The sequence below is a fragment of the Micrococcus sp. FDAARGOS_333 genome (assembly GCF_002206575.2).
GTDB classification, from domain to species: Bacteria; Actinomycetota; Actinomycetes; order Actinomycetales; family Micrococcaceae; genus Micrococcus; species Micrococcus lylae.
The window spans coordinates 2519497-2534492 of the sequence record NZ_NJFJ02000001.1 but is presented as its reverse complement, the minus strand read 5'-3'; the positions used below and the strand labels follow the sequence as shown (position 1 = coordinate 2534492).

9 protein-coding genes are annotated in these 14996 nt (G+C 72.5%); 6 read left to right on the top strand and 3 right to left on the bottom strand.

Features of this window, described 5'->3' with window-relative positions; translation table 11 throughout:
- Position 1 precedes the first annotated feature (1 nt).
- Positions 2-2479 carry a DEAD/DEAH box helicase gene (locus CEQ11_RS11310; protein WP_369804927.1) on the bottom strand — a complete coding sequence of 826 codons (2478 nt, stop codon included), beginning with the start codon at positions 2477-2479 and terminating at the stop codon, positions 2-4.
- Entirely contained in the window at positions 2476-3249 is a 774-nt protein-coding gene (locus tag CEQ11_RS11305) for a GNAT family N-acetyltransferase (RefSeq protein ID WP_088478664.1), read from the bottom strand. Before CEQ11_RS11305 ends, CEQ11_RS11310 begins: the two co-directional genes overlap by 4 nt.
- Before the next feature lie 86 nt (positions 3250-3335).
- Here CEQ11_RS11305 and CEQ11_RS11300 point away from each other — a divergent pair, with 86 nt between their 5' ends.
- The 6 genes from CEQ11_RS11300 (at position 3336) to proC (ending at position 11897) form a co-directional block, all read left to right on the top strand.
- Positions 3336-4244, top strand: a complete 909-nt coding sequence (locus CEQ11_RS11300; RefSeq protein WP_087134494.1) for a rhodanese-related sulfurtransferase — start codon at positions 3336-3338, stop codon at positions 4242-4244.
- The gene (locus CEQ11_RS11295; protein ID WP_088478663.1) at positions 4241-6115 is read left to right on the top strand and encodes a methyltransferase; all 1875 of its coding nucleotides are present in this window, start codon (positions 4241-4243) and stop codon (positions 6113-6115) included. The genes CEQ11_RS11300 and CEQ11_RS11295 overlap by 4 nt, the downstream gene beginning before the upstream one ends.
- Positions 6116-6354: 239 nt before the next feature.
- Positions 6355-9144 (top strand): type I DNA topoisomerase, encoded by a 2790-nt coding sequence (gene topA, locus CEQ11_RS11290; protein ID WP_369804941.1) that lies wholly within the window; start codon positions 6355-6357, stop codon positions 9142-9144.
- Between the two features lie 5 nt (positions 9145-9149).
- The gene (locus CEQ11_RS11285) at positions 9150-10172 is read left to right on the top strand and encodes an exopolyphosphatase (protein WP_088478661.1); all 1023 of its coding nucleotides are present in this window, start codon (positions 9150-9152) and stop codon (positions 10170-10172) included.
- Between the two features lie 2 nt (positions 10173-10174).
- Positions 10175-11011: a sugar phosphate isomerase/epimerase gene (locus CEQ11_RS11280; protein WP_088478660.1), complete on the top strand. Its 837-nt coding sequence runs from the start codon at positions 10175-10177 to the stop codon at positions 11009-11011.
- Between the two features lie 37 nt (positions 11012-11048).
- Positions 11049-11897: a pyrroline-5-carboxylate reductase gene (gene proC, locus CEQ11_RS11275; protein ID WP_088478659.1), complete on the top strand. Its 849-nt coding sequence runs from the start codon at positions 11049-11051 to the stop codon at positions 11895-11897.
- Positions 11898-12095: 198 nt separating this feature from the next.
- On the opposite strand, the gene CEQ11_RS11270 is transcribed toward proC, so the two are convergent.
- Complete coding sequence (locus CEQ11_RS11270) at positions 12096-14807, bottom strand: choice-of-anchor M domain-containing protein (protein ID WP_193763025.1); 2712 nt, start codon at positions 14805-14807, stop codon at positions 12096-12098.
- Positions 14808-14996 lie beyond the last annotated feature (189 nt).

Sequence of the window (14996 nt, the reverse complement as noted above, 5' to 3'; positions counted from 1 at the left end):
TTCAGGCCTCGCCGTCCGCGGCCGCCGTCGGCGCGAACTCGGCCGGCAGGACCTGTTCGGCGGGCACTTCAGCCAGGTCGTCGAACGTCCGGGACAGCAGCGCCAGCACGGTGAGGGCGCCGCCCTTGTCCAGAGGCGAGTTGCGGTTGCCGCACTTGGGGGACTGCACGCAGGAGGGGCAGCCGTCCTCGCACTCGCAGGTCGCCACGGCGGCCGCGGTCGCCTCCACCCAGCGGCGCGCCTGCGCGAACCCGCGCTCGGCGAAGCCGGCGCCGCCGGGGCGGCCGTCGTAGACGAACACGGTGGGCACGCCGGTGTCCGGGTGCAGGACCATGGAGACACCGCCGATGTCCCAGCGGTCGTTCGAGGCCACGAGCGGCATCATGCCGATCATCGCGTGCTCGGCCGCGTGCAGGGCGCCCGGCAGCCGGTCCGTGGTCAGTCCGGCGGCCACCAGCTCCTGAGACGTCGCCTGGTACCAGACCGCCTGCGTGAACAGGTCCCTCGCCGGCAGCTCGAGCGGCTCCTCGCCGAGGACCTCACCGGAGATCAGCGCCTTGCGCTGGAAGGACACCACCTGGGTGGTCACGCGGACGTCGCCCACGGACCAGCGCACCGAGGACCCGGCCGACGCCACCTGGCGGACGATGCCCTGGATCTCGATCTCGGTGACGTCCCGGGCGGTGGTGAAGTAGTCCGGCCACGCCCGCTGCACGATCACCGCGTGCGCGTCCTCGTCCAGCTCCAGCACCAGGTACGTCCGGTTCTGATGGATGTACACCGCGCCCGGGTGGGCCTGGTAGTGGGTCTGCGGGGAGTCCATGGTGCCCAGCAGTGCCCCGGACTCGGCCTCGATGATCTGCACGGGCCCGCCGCCGTCGTCCCGCAGGGACACCATGCCCGCCGCATGCTCCGGGTGGGTCCAGAACCAGCCGGCCGGACGTCGGCGCAGCAGCCCCTGCTCGCAGAGCCGCTCCACCAGTGCCCGCACCGCGCCCGGTTGCCCGAACCGCGGCAGGTCCTCCGGCGTCAGCGGCATCTCCGCGGCCGCCGCGCACAGCTGCGCCCCCAGCAGATGGGGGTTCTGCGGGTCCACCACGGTGTCCTCCACACCGAGGTCGAACACGGCCTCCGGGTGCTCCACCAGGAAGGTGTCCAGCGGGTCGTCCGAGGCCACGAAGAACGCCAGGGACTCGCCGCCGGAGCGCCCGGCCCGGCCGATCTGCTGGAAGAACGAGGCGCGTGTGCCGGGCCAGCCGGCCACCACCACGGCGTCCAGGCCGGCGATGTCGATGCCCATCTCCAGGGCCGGCGTCGAGGCCATGCCGAGCAGCTCGCCGGAGCGCAGCCTCGCCTCCAGCTCGCGCCGCTCCTCCGGCAGATACCCGGAGCGGTACGCGGCGATCCGGCCGCCCAGCCCCGGCTCCACCTCATCGAGCTGACTGCGGGCGATCGAGGAGATGGACTCCGCCCCGCGCCGGGACCTGATGAACGCCAGCGTCCGCACGCCCTGCAGCGCCAGGTCCGTCACCAGGTCCGCCGCCGTGGCGGTGGCCGAGCGGCGCACCGGCGCCCCGTGCTCGCCGCGGCGGTCGGTCAGCTCCGGCTCCCAGAACGCCACCGTCACCGCGCCATGCGGGGAGCCGTCCTCGGACACCTGCACCGCCTCGGCGCCGATCAGCCGGGAGAAGTGCTCGGCCGGCGCCGCCGAGGTCGCCGAGGCGCCCATGAACACCGTCTCGCCCCGGTCCCTCCGGTAGTGCGCGGCGATCCGCCGCAGCCGCCGCAGCAGGATCGCCACCTGGGAGCCGAAGACGCCGCGGTAGGTGTGTGACTCGTCCACCACCACATAGGCCAGGCGCCGGAAGAAGTCCGCCCAGCGCTCGTGGTGGGGCAGGATCCCCACGTGCAGCATGTCCGGGTTGGTCAGGATCACCGAGGCGTGCTGCCGGGCCCACACACGTTCGGCCGGGTCGGTGTCCCCGTCGTAGGGGGCCACCTGCAGCTCCGGCATCCCCTGGGCCGCGATGCGCGTCCAGGAGGCCAGCTGGTCCGCGCCCAGGGCCTTGGTGGGGGACAGGTAGAGCACGGTCGCCCGCGGATCCTCGGCCAGCGTGGACGCCACGGCCAGCTGGTAGGCCAGCGACTTGCCGGAGGCGGTGCCGGTGGCCACCACCACGTGGCGGCCGTCCAGAGCGGCCTGCGCGGCCTGGACCTGGTTGGACCAGGGCCGTTCGACCCCGAGCGCACGGAGGGCCCGCACGAACCCCTCGGGGGTGCGTGCGGGCCAGTCGACCGGTCGGGCCGGCCGGGCAGGAAGGTGACGGATGTGCCTGACCTGCTCCGGAAGGCGACGGCGGCCGAGGGCCGCGCAGATCGACGCCGCATGCTCACCGCCGGAAGGCGTGGGGCCGTCGTCGGGGACGGGTCCAGACGCGGGGGAGCCCCACGGATCCGGGGTGGAGGAGGAGTCGGTCACCTGCTCATCGTGCCAGTGTGCTCCGGGCTCGGGATGGACTCGCCGTCGCCGCGGACCCAGATGGAGACCGGGGCGAGGTCGTTCCAGCCGAGGTGGCCGTAGAGCATCTGCCCGTCCGGGGAGGCCACGAGCAGGCCCTCGGAGATGTCGCCCCGGCTCATCGCCTCGCTGGTCAGATAGCGCATCACCAGGGAACCGAGGCCCTTGCGGCGGTGCTGCGGGGAGGTCCAGATGCGGTCGTACACCGCGGTCGAGTCGGAGAAGGTCACCCAGCCCATGGCGGCCAGCTCGTCCTCGCCCTCGGGGGCGGTGGAGGCGCCGGTCGCCATGATCCGCAGGCGGCGGCTGCCGGTGACGGGCTCGTCCACGTGCGCCTCGTAGCCGTCCGGCATCAGCGGGGGCTCCACGTCCTGGACCTCGAGGTCCATCTCCACGGACATGAGGCGTTCGGAGTCCACGGCCTGCTTCAGCCCGGCGCCGGGCAGGTCCGCCTCGGCCTCGCCGAAGACGGTCACCATGCGTTCCGGGTGCTCGTCGAGATCCTTGAGGATGGGGCCGAGCTCGGCCTGCGTCGGGGCCACGAGCACGTACTCCCACGCCGCGGGGACGTCCATCGTGGCGCGCCCCGAGCCGCCCGGGATCATGCCCGCCGGGCGCGAGGTGCGCAGCGCGGAGCGGGTCCGTCCGTCCTGGCGGGTCTCGTAGCCGCGGGAACGCGACCAGGCCTCGAACCAGGTGTCCACCAGTGCGTCGTCCTTGAAATCCGTCATGGCTCCGACACTATCCTGCCGTTGTGAGGTCGGCCACGCCGTGTGACCGGATCGGTACCTTTCGTCCCGCACTAGGCTGATCGCCGATGAGCCCCTCGACCGTCTCCCGCATCGCCCTCTACTACCGCTTCGCCCCGCTGTCCGACCCGGAGGCCGTGCGCCTGTGGCAGCGCGCCCTGTGCCGCCAGCTGGGCCTGACCGGGCGGATCATCGTCTCCCCGCAGGGCATCAACGGCACGGTCGGCGGGCCGGTGGACGCGGTGAAGCAGTACGTGAAGCAGACCCGCGAGCACCCGGCCTTCCGGGACCTCGACGTGAAGTGGTCGGACGGTTCGGCCGAGGACTTCCCGCGGCTGTCCGTGAAGGTGAAGCCGGAGCTCGTGGCGTTCGGCGCCCCGGAGCGCATCGAGGTGGACGAGCACGGCGTGGTCGGCACCGGCGAACACCTGAGCCCGCAGCGGGTCAACGAGCTCGTGGCCGAGCGCGCCGACACGGACCGCCCGGTGGTGTTCCTGGACGGGCGCAACACCGTGGAGGCCCAGATCGGGCGCTTCGAAGGGGCCGTGGTGCCCGAGGCGCAGACCACCCGGGACCTGCTGGCTGCCGTGGACTCCGGCGCCCTGGACCACCTCAAGCACTCCCCGGTGGTCTCCTACTGCACCGGCGGGGTGCGCTGCGAGATCCTCTCCGCCCTGCTGCGTCAGCGCGGGTTCGAGGAGGTCTACCAGATCGACGGCGGCATCGTCCGCTACGGGGAGGCCTTCGGGGACTCCGGGCTCTGGCACGGCGAGCTCGCCGTCTTCGACCGCCGCCTGTCCACCCGGTTCACCGAGGACGCGGAGACCATCGGCCGCTGCCACGGCTGCCAGGCCCCCACCTCGGACCTGCGCAACTGCGCCGACCCCGCCTGCACGACCCTCACCGTCCGCTGCGCGGACTGCGCCCAGGACACCGCCTGGACCTGTCCCGCCTGCACCGCCCGGAGCACTGCATGAGCACCGCCTCTCCCGTCCCCGCCGCCTCGTCCGGCATCGGCTCGCACGGCGCCGCCCCGTCCGGGGCCGTCCCGCCGGCACCGCGCCTCACCCCGACGACGGCCGCCAGGCTGGCCGCCGACCTCGCCGCCCTGCCCTACACCACCGGGGCCGTGGAGGCCCTGCTGGGCGCCATGGCCGTGTCCGCCCTGGACCGCGAGCACGCTGAGGCGGCCCGCGCCGTCCTGGCCGCCGGCGTCTCGGAGACGGACCGGCCGCTGGCCGCGATGGTCGGCGCCTTCATGCTCGGAGACCCGGTCCCCGCCGCGGACCTCGCCGCCGCCGTCCCCGCCCTCGGCCTGGACGGTCTGCGCGAGGCCGGACTGCTCATGGACGCCCACCCGGGCGACCCGGAGGGCACTGTCCGTGCCGCCTGCGACCTCTCTCCCTATGACGCGGACGAGCCGGGTCCGATGTGGGTCGCCTCGGACCAGACCGCCCTGCAGCGGCGCGGCCCGCTGCCGGCTGAGCACGTCCTCGGCGTCGGCCGCGCCTCGCTCACCCTGGCCGGGGCCGTCCAGCGCCGCGAGGTGGACACCGCCTTGGACCTCGGCACCGGCTGCGGTATCCAGACCCTGCACCTGCTCGCCCACGCCCGCCACGTCACCGCCACGGACCTGGCGCCGCGCTGCCTGGACTACACCCGGTTCAACCTGTTGCTCAACGCGGACGTGCTGGGCCTGGACCGGGAGAACCCGGGCGAGCGCGTGGAGCTGCTCACCGGGGACATGCTCACCCCGGTGGCCGGCCGCCGCTTCGACATGGTCGTCTCCAACCCGCCGTTCGTGATCACCCCGCGCACGGACCCGGACGCCCCGGTGATGGTCTACCGGGACGGCGGACGCGAGGGGGACCGGCTGGTGGCCGAGTTCATCAGCGCGATCCCGGCGCACCTGAACCCCGGCGGTACCGCGCAGATGCTCGCCAACTGGGAGATCCCCGCGGCGGAGTCAGGCGCCGACGACGGCCCGCTCGCCTCCGCCGCGGAGGGTGCCTCGTCCACCTCGGCGGGTGCTTCCTCCGCCGAGTCCTGGGACGCCCGTCCCCGGCGCTGGGTCGCCGAGGGGGCGGCCGCCGTCTCCGCGGCCGAGGGCCGCGACGTGCCGGTGCAGGCGTGGATCATCCAGCGCGACCTGCAGGACGCCGCCGGCTACGCCGAGACCTGGCTGCAGGACTCCTCGCTGGAGCTGGACCCGGAGCAGTACCAGCGCCGCTACGTCCAGTATCTGGCGGACTTCGCCGCCCGCGGCGTCAGGGGCGTCGGCTTCGGCCACGTGTGGCTGCGCCGCCCCGCCGCCGATGGCTCCCAGGCAGGAGCGTGGACCCACACCGAGGAGCTGACGCAGCCGATCGACGACGCGATCGGCGGTGCCTGGGCCGCCGCGGTCGCCCGTCGGGACCGGCTCGCCGCGGGCCGGGGCACGGACCACGGTGCGGCCCCGGACCACGTCGAGGCCACGGACCACGGTGGGCGGCCCGTCGGAGGCGAGGGGGCCGTCGTCGGGAAGGGGGCCGGGACGGACCCGGCCCTGGCGACCCTGCGCTCGCTGCACCTCACGGTGGCCGCGGACGTGACCGAGGAGCGCCACCAGCGCTTCGGCGCCGAGCACCCGGAGGTCATCCTGGCCCGGCAGGGGGCCGGATTCCGCCGCACCGCCCGCCTGGACACCGCCACCGCCGGGCTGCTCGCGGCCAGCGACGGGGAGCTGACGGTCGGGCAGATCGTCGGGGCGCTCGGCGCGCTGCTGGAGCTGGACGAGAGGGCGCAGACCGCTCTGCTGGTCGCCGTTCGTGAGCTGTACGAGGACGGGTTCCTGGTGGAGGTGGGCTGAGCGGGCGGGGCCGTGGGGCTGCCACGGCCCACCCGCCCGGAGCCGGGCGAGAGGACCTGTGTCCGCCTCCGGCGGACAGACCCGTGCTGGGGCCTGTCCGGCTCCGGGCGTTATCGTGGGCACCGCGTGCCCCTACGATGTGGGGACGCCCGCCCGATGCCGGCGCGCGCCGTGCACCGGCCCGGGACCACCGCCTTCCCCGTCCGAGGAGGACCCCCTTGTCCACGTCATCCGCTTCCGTGACCAGCACCGTGCCCGAGGGCAAGAAGCTCGTCATCGTGGAGTCGCCCGCCAAGAGCAAGTCGATCGCCAAGTACCTCGGCGACGGCTGGGTGGTGGACTCGTCCGTGGGGCACATCCGTGACCTCCCCAAGCCCTCGGACCTGCCGGCGGACATGAAGAAGGGCCCGTTCGGCAAGTTCGCCGTGGACACGGAGCACGGCTTCGAGCCGTACTACGTGGTGTACCCGGACAAGAAGAAGAAGGTCACCGAGCTCAAGCGCGCGCTCAAGGACGCGGACGCGCTCTACCTCGCCACCGATGCCGACCGCGAGGGCGAGGCCATCGCGTGGCACCTGCTGCAGACCCTCAAGCCCAAGGTCCCCGTATACCGCATGACCTTCGGCGAGATCACCAAGGAGGGCATCGCCCGCGGCCTGGAGAACATCCGCGAGCTGGACACCGCCCTCGTGGACGCCCAGGAGACCCGCCGCATCCTGGACCGCCTGTTCGGCTACGAGCTGTCCCCGGTGCTGTGGCGCAAGGTCTCCCGCGGCCTGTCCGCCGGCCGCGTGCAGTCCGTGGCCACCCGCCTGGTGGTGGAGCGCGAGCGCGAGCGCATGGCGTTCGTGGCCGCCCGGTACTGGGGTGTGGAGGGCACCTTCACCGTGAACGAGGGCGCCGTCTCCTCCGGCGCCGTGGGCTCGAGCTTCACCGCCCGCCTGTCCACCGTGGACGGCGTCCGCGTGGCCACCGGCCGCGACTTCGACGACGCCGGGCAGCTGAAGGCCTCCGCCGGCAAGAAGGTCGCCCACCTGGACGAGGCCGCCGCCGGCTCGCTGGCGCAGGGCCTCACCGGCGCCTCCTTCACCGTGGACGCCGTGGAGGACAAGCCGTACACCCGCCGCCCGGCCGCCCCGTTCACCACCTCCACGCTGCAGCAGGAGGCCTCCCGCAAGCTGCGGATGTCCTCGCGTGTGTCCATGCAGGTCGCCCAGCGTCTGTACGAGAACGGCTACATCACCTACATGCGTACCGACTCGGTGAACCTGTCCCAGGAGGCCGTGAACGCGGCCCGGACGCAGGCCACCGAGCTCTACGGTGCCGCCTCGGTGCCCGAGAAGCCCCGCGCCTACGCCAAGCGCAGCGAGTCCGCGCAGGAGGCCCACGAGGCGATCCGTCCCGCCGGCGACTCCTTCCGCACCCCGGCGCAGGTGAAGGACGAGCTCCGCCCGGACGAGTTCCGCCTCTACGAACTGATCTGGAAGCGCACCGTGGCCTCCCAGATGGCCGACGCCAAGGGCTACACCGCCACCCTGCGCTTCTCCGCCGCCGCGGCCGACGGCCGCGTGGCCGGATTCTCCGCCTCCGGCACCGTGATCACCTTCAAGGGCTTCCTGGACGCCTACGAGGAGGGCAAGGACGCCGGCGCAGAGGACGAGTCCAAGGACTCCATGGGCCGCCGCCTGCCGGAGCTGTCCCAGGGCGACACCCTCACCGGCGACCCCGTGGAGCCCACCGGCCACGAGACCACCCCGCCGGCCCGCTACACCGAGGCCTCGATCGTGGCCGAGCTGGAGCGCCGCGAGATCGGCCGCCCGTCCACCTACGCGCCCACGATCTCCACGATCATGGACCGCGGCTACGTGACCAAGCGCGGCAACGCCCTGGTCCCGTCCTGGACCGCCTTCTCCGTGATCGGTCTGCTCGAGGACTACTTCGGCCAGTACGTGGACTACGACTTCACGGCCCGCATGGAGGACGACCTCGACCGCATCGCCGCCGGCGAGCTGGCCCGCGACGCCTGGCTGCAGACCTTCTACTTCGGCGCCGAGGACGGCGACGAGGGCCTGCGGAACATCGTGGAGAACCTCGGGGACATCGACGCCCGGGCCGTGAACTCCCTGCCCATCACGGACGAGATCACCCTCCGCGTGGGCCAGTACGGCCCCTACCTGGAGAAGCCGCTGCCCGCGGACGCCGAGGCCGGCACCACCCCGCCGCGCGCCAACGTCCCGGAGGACCTGGCCCCGGACGAGCTCACCGCCGCCAAGGCCGAGGAGCTCTTCGCCACCGCCAAGCCGTCCGAGCGCCTCCTCGGCCAGGACCCGGAGACCGGCCGGGACATCGTGGCCAAGGACGGCCGCTACGGGCCGTACGTCACCGAGGTCATCCCGGAGATGACCGAGGAGCAGGTGCAGGCCTGGATGGACGCCCAGCCCACCGAGTACTACAAGAACGGCAGGCCCAAGCCGAAGAAGAAGCCGAAGAAGGAGAAGCCGCGCACCGGCTCCCTGTTCAAGTCCATGGACCTGGACACCGTCACCCTGGAGCAGGCGCTGCAGCTGATGTCCCTGCCCCGTGTGGTCGGTGCGGACGCCGAGGGCGAGCAGATCACCGCCCAGAACGGCCGCTTCGGCCCGTACCTGAAGAAGGGCACGGACTCCCGGTCGCTGCAGTCCGAGGAGCAGATCTTCTCCATCACCCTGGAGGAGGCCCTCGAGATCTACGCCCAGCCCAAGCAGCGCGGCCGCGGCGCCGCGAAGCCGCCGCTGGCCGAGTTCGGCGAGGACCCGGTGTCCGGCAAGAAGGTCGTGGTCAAGGACGGCCGCTTCGGCCCGTACGTCACGGACGGCCAGACCAACATCACCGTCCCGCGCGGCAAGGACCCGGCGCAGCTGACAGCCGAGGAGGCCTACCAGCTGCTGGCGGACAAGCGCGCGAAGGGCCCGGCCACCCGCGGCGGCGCCAAGAAGCCGGCGGCCCGCAGGGCACCGGCCAAGAAGACCACCACACGGAAGAAGGCCTGAACCCCATGCGCCTCGGCGTCCTGGACATCGGGTCCAACACCGTCCACCTGCTGCTCGTGGACGCCCACCCCGGGGCCCGTCCCGTCGCCTACGCGGAGCACAAGCGCTCCCTTCCGCTGATCCGCTACCAGGACGCCGACGGCGCCATCACGGAGGAGGGCCAGCAGGAGCTCGTGGGATTCGTCCGCGAGGCCGCCGCCTTCGCGGAGGAGCACCGGGCCGAGGACATGATCTCGTTCTGCACCTCCGCGATCCGCGAGTCCGCCAACGGCGCCGCCGTGCTGGACCGCGTGCAGGCGGAGACCCGCGTGCACCTCTCGGAGCTCACGGGGGACCAGGAGGCGGCCATGACCTACTTCGCCGTGCGGCGCTGGCAGGGCTGGGACGCCGGATCCATCCTGAACTTCGACATCGGCGGCGGCTCCTTCGAGATCGCCTACGGTCAGGACGAGCTGCCCTCGCACGCGCTGTCCCTGCCGCTGGGCGCCGGCCGTCTCACCCGCGACTGGATGCCGGAGGACCCGCCCAGCCCCAAGGCGGTGAAGAAGCTGCGCAAACACGTGGAGAAGCGGCTCGAGGAGGCCCACGCCGCCTTCCCTCGCATCGAGTCCCCCGTGGTGGTCACCGCCACCTCGAAGACGTTCCGTTCGCTCGCCCGGATCACCGGGGCGGCGCCCTCGGCAGCGGGCCCCTTCGTGAAGCGCCACCTGCGCGCGGACGACCTGCACCTGTGGGTGAACCGCCTCGCAGCGATGACCATCGCCGAGCGGGCGGAGCTGCCCGGCGTCTCAGAGGTCCGCGCGCACCAGGTGTTCGCCGGGGCGATCGTCGCGTTGGCGGCCATGCGCACGTTCGGCATCGCCCAGCTCGAGATCTGCCCGTGGGCGCTGCGCGAGGGCCTGATCCTCAACCGCCTCGACGCGCTCATGCTCGAAGGGCACCTCACCCGTGACGGCCGGCCCGGAGTCGGACACGTGAACCTCAACACGGACACCCTCCTTCCGGGACTGAGTCTGGGGGTGCGCTGACCATGCCGGACTCCTCCGCCCACCTGGCCCCGGCCCCGCGCTTCGGCGCGGACATCCCGGTGACACTCTCGTCGTCCTCGGTCTTCCCCCTGGGCACGCAGGACGTGTTCGCCACGGCCGAGGACCTCGGCTACGACGGCGTGGAGGTGATGGTCACCCACAACGCCTTCAGCCGTGATGCCGACCGTCTGGTGAAGCTCTCCGAACGCCACGGCCAGCGGATCGACTCGATCCATGCCCCGACCCTGCTGTTCACCCAGCAGGTGTGGGGCTCCGCGTGGTCCAAGATCCGCCGCTCCGTGGAGCTGGCGCAGGCCGTGGGCGCAGCCACCGTGGTGGCCCATCCGCCGTTCCGCTGGCAGGGCACGTACGCGGTGCGCTTCGCCGAGGGGATCCAGGAGCTGATGGCGGAGACCGGCGTGGTGATCGCGGTGGAGAACATGTACCCGTGGCGGGCCTACGGCCGGGAGGCCAAGATGTATCTGCCGCACTGGAACCCGCTGCCCGAGCCGTACGAGCACATCTGCTGGGACTTCTCCCACGCGGCCATCGCCCGCGTGGATTCTCTCGACGCCGTCCGCGAGCTCGGGCCCCGGCTGCGGCACGTGCACCTCACCGACGGCAACGACTCCGGCAAGGACGACCACCTGATCCCCGGCGAGGGCACCCAGCCCGTCGCCGAGTCCCTGCGCCATCTGGGTCGAGTGGGTCTGGCCGGTACCGTGTGTGTGGAGGTCGGCACGCGCGGCGTCGAGTACGCCGGGCAGCGCGAGGAGAAGCTCGCCGCATCCCTCGCCTTTGCCCGCGAGCACCTCGCCGCCTCTGGGCCGGCCGCCTGAACGAGACCACCGATCCGTCGAAGGAACGATCCACCCCATGACGCAGACCCCCACCGACGCCCGCATCGCCATCCTCGGACTGGGTACCATGACCGGCGCCATCCTGGCCGGGATGCTGGAACAGGGGGTGCCCGCGGAGAACGTCGTGGCCACCACCCGCTCCGCGGCCTCCGCCGAGAAGGCCGCCGCACGGCACGGGGTGACCGTGACCTGTCAGGAGCAGGACCCGCAGGCCAACCACGCCGCCGTCGCCGAGGCGGACATCGTGCTCGTCGGCGTCAAGCCGAAGGACATGGTCGCCACCCTGAAGGACCTGGCGCCGTCGCTGCGCCCGGACACGGTGGTGGTCTCCGTGGCCGCCGGCGTCACCTCCGCCACCCTGGCTGCGGTCCTGCCGGAGGGCCAGCCGATCGTGCGCACCATGCCGAACACCCCGCTGACCGTGGGCTCCGGCGTGGTCGGCGTGGCCGAGGGGCCGACCGTCACCGCCGCGCAGTCCGCTGCCGTGCGTGCCCTGTTCGCCGGCTCCGGCCTGGTGGTGTCGGTGGAGGAGGAGCAGCTCTCGGCCGTGGTGGCCACCGCCGGCTCCGCCCCGGCCTATGTGTTCCTGCTCGCCGAGCTGATCGCCGCCCACGGCGCGCAGCTGGGCCTGGACGCCGAGGCCGCCGAGGCCATGGCCGCCGCCACCGTGAAGGGCGCCGGCATCATGCTCCAGCAGGAGGGCGCCAAGGCCGAGGACCTGCGCAAGGCCGTGATGAGCCCGAACGGCACCACCGAGAAGGCCGTTGAGGCCTTCCTCGACGGCGGCATGGAGGACCTCGTGAACCGCGCCATGGACGCAGCCGCGAAGCGCGACGCAGAAATGGCCGAGGAGTTCCGCGCCTGACTTTCGCCACCCCCTGGCGTTTTCGCCAGTGAAATGGGAGGCGGGAGGCCCCGTCGTCCATGACCCCCGGAGCTTTCGCTCAAGGAACGGGAGGCGCCGCCAGACACCGACGCCCCCGTCACCACAGGATGTGGTGACGGGGGCGTTTCCGGTGAGCGGCCGTCGTCGTGACGCCCCGGAGCGGCCGGGGAACCTCGGTCAGCCGTTGCGGGACTGGTCCAGGCGGTGGAGCATGATCGCCACCTCCGCGCGGGTGATCTGCCGGTCCGGACGGAAGGTGCCGTCCGCGTAGCCGGTGGTCAGTCCGGTCTTCTTCATCCACGCGACCGCATCACGCCACGGGCTCTTCTCCGAGACGTCCCGGAAGCCGCTGCCGCCGGACGGGGCGGAGCCGCCGCCGGCCGCGCGGTAGAGGAACGCGGCGAACTCGCCGCGCGAGACGTCCCTGCCCGGGCGGAAGGTGCCGTCCTTGTACCCGGTGGACACGCCGGCATCGGCGGCCCACGCCGCGGCGGCGGCGAACGGGCTGGTCAGCGGGACGTCCTTGAAGGGCGGCGTGGTCAGGGGCTCCTGCTTCGGGTGGAGGTAGCGGTGGATCAGGGCGAGGGACTCGCCGCGGCTGATGTCCCGGTTCTTGCGGAAGGTTCCGTCCGAGTAGCCGGCGGACATGCCCTGCAGCTGCATCCAGCGGATCGGCTCGTAGGCGTAGGAGCCGGGCTTGTTGTCCGCGAAGTCGGGGGTGCGCTCCGGGTCGGCCTCCACCTGGAAGGTCACGTCCCGCCACGGCGTCTGCACGGCGGTGCCGGAGGCGTCCTCGCCCACGGCACGCAAGCGGATCACGTAGCGGCCGGGGGTGCTGAAGACCCAGTTGTTGTGCATGTGCACCGGGCCGGGCAGGTCGAGGCGGGAGACACCGGCGTCGTGCGAGGCGATCACCGCGGTCTTGCCCAGGCCCGAGGTGACGCTGGCCCACCACTTGCCGCCGGCCGGGGCGGAGACGGTCTGCAGCTCCACGTCCAGGCCCTCCGGGAAGCGGGTGCGGTCCAGGTGCTCGGTGGAGAAGCCGGGCCACACCAGCGAGCTCTTCTGAGTCTGCGGCAGCAGGTAGAAGATGTCCCCGAGGCCCTTGTACGGGCTCAGGTCCATGCCCTCGGTGCGCCGGGTGAAGGCAGAGCGGTTCACCTTCAGGGTCACGGAGTCGGTGGTGCGGTTCACGCGGGTGGGATGATGGAGGGCGGTGTCGTCGCCGACCACGAAGTCCAGGTCCTTGCCCACGATGGCCGGTCCGAGGTCCACGTGGCCTCGGTCCAGGGTGACGGGATCGGTCTCGATCTCGCCGTCGGCCGGGGCGGGGTCCTCGATCGGGGCCGGATCGGTCCCAGGCGCCTCGGAGCCCAGCTGCAGGGTGGAGGTGGTGGTGGCCTTGGGGTCGAACTTCTCTGCGGCCACACCGGTGCTGATGTGGACGTTGTCCATGGAGGCGTGCGGCAGGTAGGTCACGCGGGCCTGGAGGCCCTTCGTGGTGTCCACGTCCTCGATCTGGTCCTGCCAGCGGCCGTCCCGCAGGGTGCCCTCGAAGGTGGCCCACGGGAAGGCGTCGTCGGCGGGGTCGAAGAAGTCCAGGCGCACACGGCCGGCGGCGCGAGGGTCCGAGAGCTCCACGTCCACGCCGAAGGTGGTGTCGAAGCGGCCGGGGGAGAGCGTCACGTCCGCGGAGAGGTCGTCCGGCAGGTCCGTGTCCTGTGGTGCGTACTCCGGGGTGGCGTGGCGCGGGGACGGCGTCGGCAGGTCCGCGGCGGAGGAGGTGGAGGCCTTCGCCCCGCCCGGGGCGTAGGACACCGGGGCCGAGGACCAGCGGGCGCCCTTCCCCTCCGGCAGGAAGACGGCCTGGTACTCTGCCTCGCCGACCGCCGGGAGCTGGGCGAAGGAGCCCTTGCCGTCCTTCACGGGGATCTCGGTCATGGGGTAGCCGTCCACGAACACGAGGGCGGTGCCGTCCGCGCCGTCCGGCGCGGTGAAGGACCAGGCGGCCTGCGGGATGCCGAACTGCCCGGCCTTCTCGTCCTGCGCCGGAGCGACGGAGAAGGCGTACCCCTCCGTGGGCCCGGCAGGCGCGGCGGCGTACCGCTCGGCCAGCGAGGGCTGCTCGGCGGTGTCCGGGCGGGCGCCGCCCACCCTCCAGTCCTGGGCGGTGACCTTCGAGCTCACGATCTTCCCGTCTGCCGTGCGGGCCGTGGCGCGCCAGGTGAGCGTGTAGTCGCCCGGGGCGGAGAACAGGGTGCTGATGTGGGTGTGCGTGCCTGGCTTGAGGGCCGCGGTGCGCAGGTCCTCGTCCTGGCTGGAGAAGAGGCGCTCGACGGTGCCCCACTTGTCCGAGTCGGACTGGCTGCCGGCGAAGACCTCCACACGACCCGGACCGTCCACGTCCACGAGGTCCAGCCAGAAGGTGCCGTCCGCGTTCGCCGCGTCCAGACCGGCGCCGTCCCGGAACTGCGTGTGCGGGACGCCGGTGTCCGCGGCGAAGCCCTGCCAGATCTGCCCGCACAGGATGCAGTTCGCCGGGGCGGCCCACCAGGTGGTGCCCTCGCCCAGGAAGTCGAGGGCGGGGGCTTCCTCGCCGACGTGCTGGGCGTAGTACTGCTCCGTGCCGAAGAAGTAGCTGGAGGCATAGACGTTCGGGCGCAGCCAGCTGACCGCGTCGTGCAGGCGGTGGACCTCGCCAGCGGAGGCCTTGAGGGCGAAGCCGCCGTCCTCCCAGAACACCTTCGGGGCGTCGATGTGCCCGGGTTCCAGGACCACGCGTCCCTCGGCCGCGGATGCGGCCGGCGCCGCCGTGAGCCCGGCCAACAGCAGTGCGGTGGCCGTCAGGCCGGTGGTCAGGACGCGCGGTTCTTTGCCGCTGATGTGCATCGCATTCCTCATCTCATTCTCAGCGCGACGATGACGGCCATACAGTAGTGCTAATGCGAGCAGTTAGCAATAATGGGGGTGGAGGGAGCCATGGGTGAGCGGCCGTCGTCGGGAAGCGGCACGGTGGGCCTCCGCGGCGCCGAGCCCGCCGCCGCGGCACTCCAGGCGCCTCCTGAGTGCGGAGGGCGA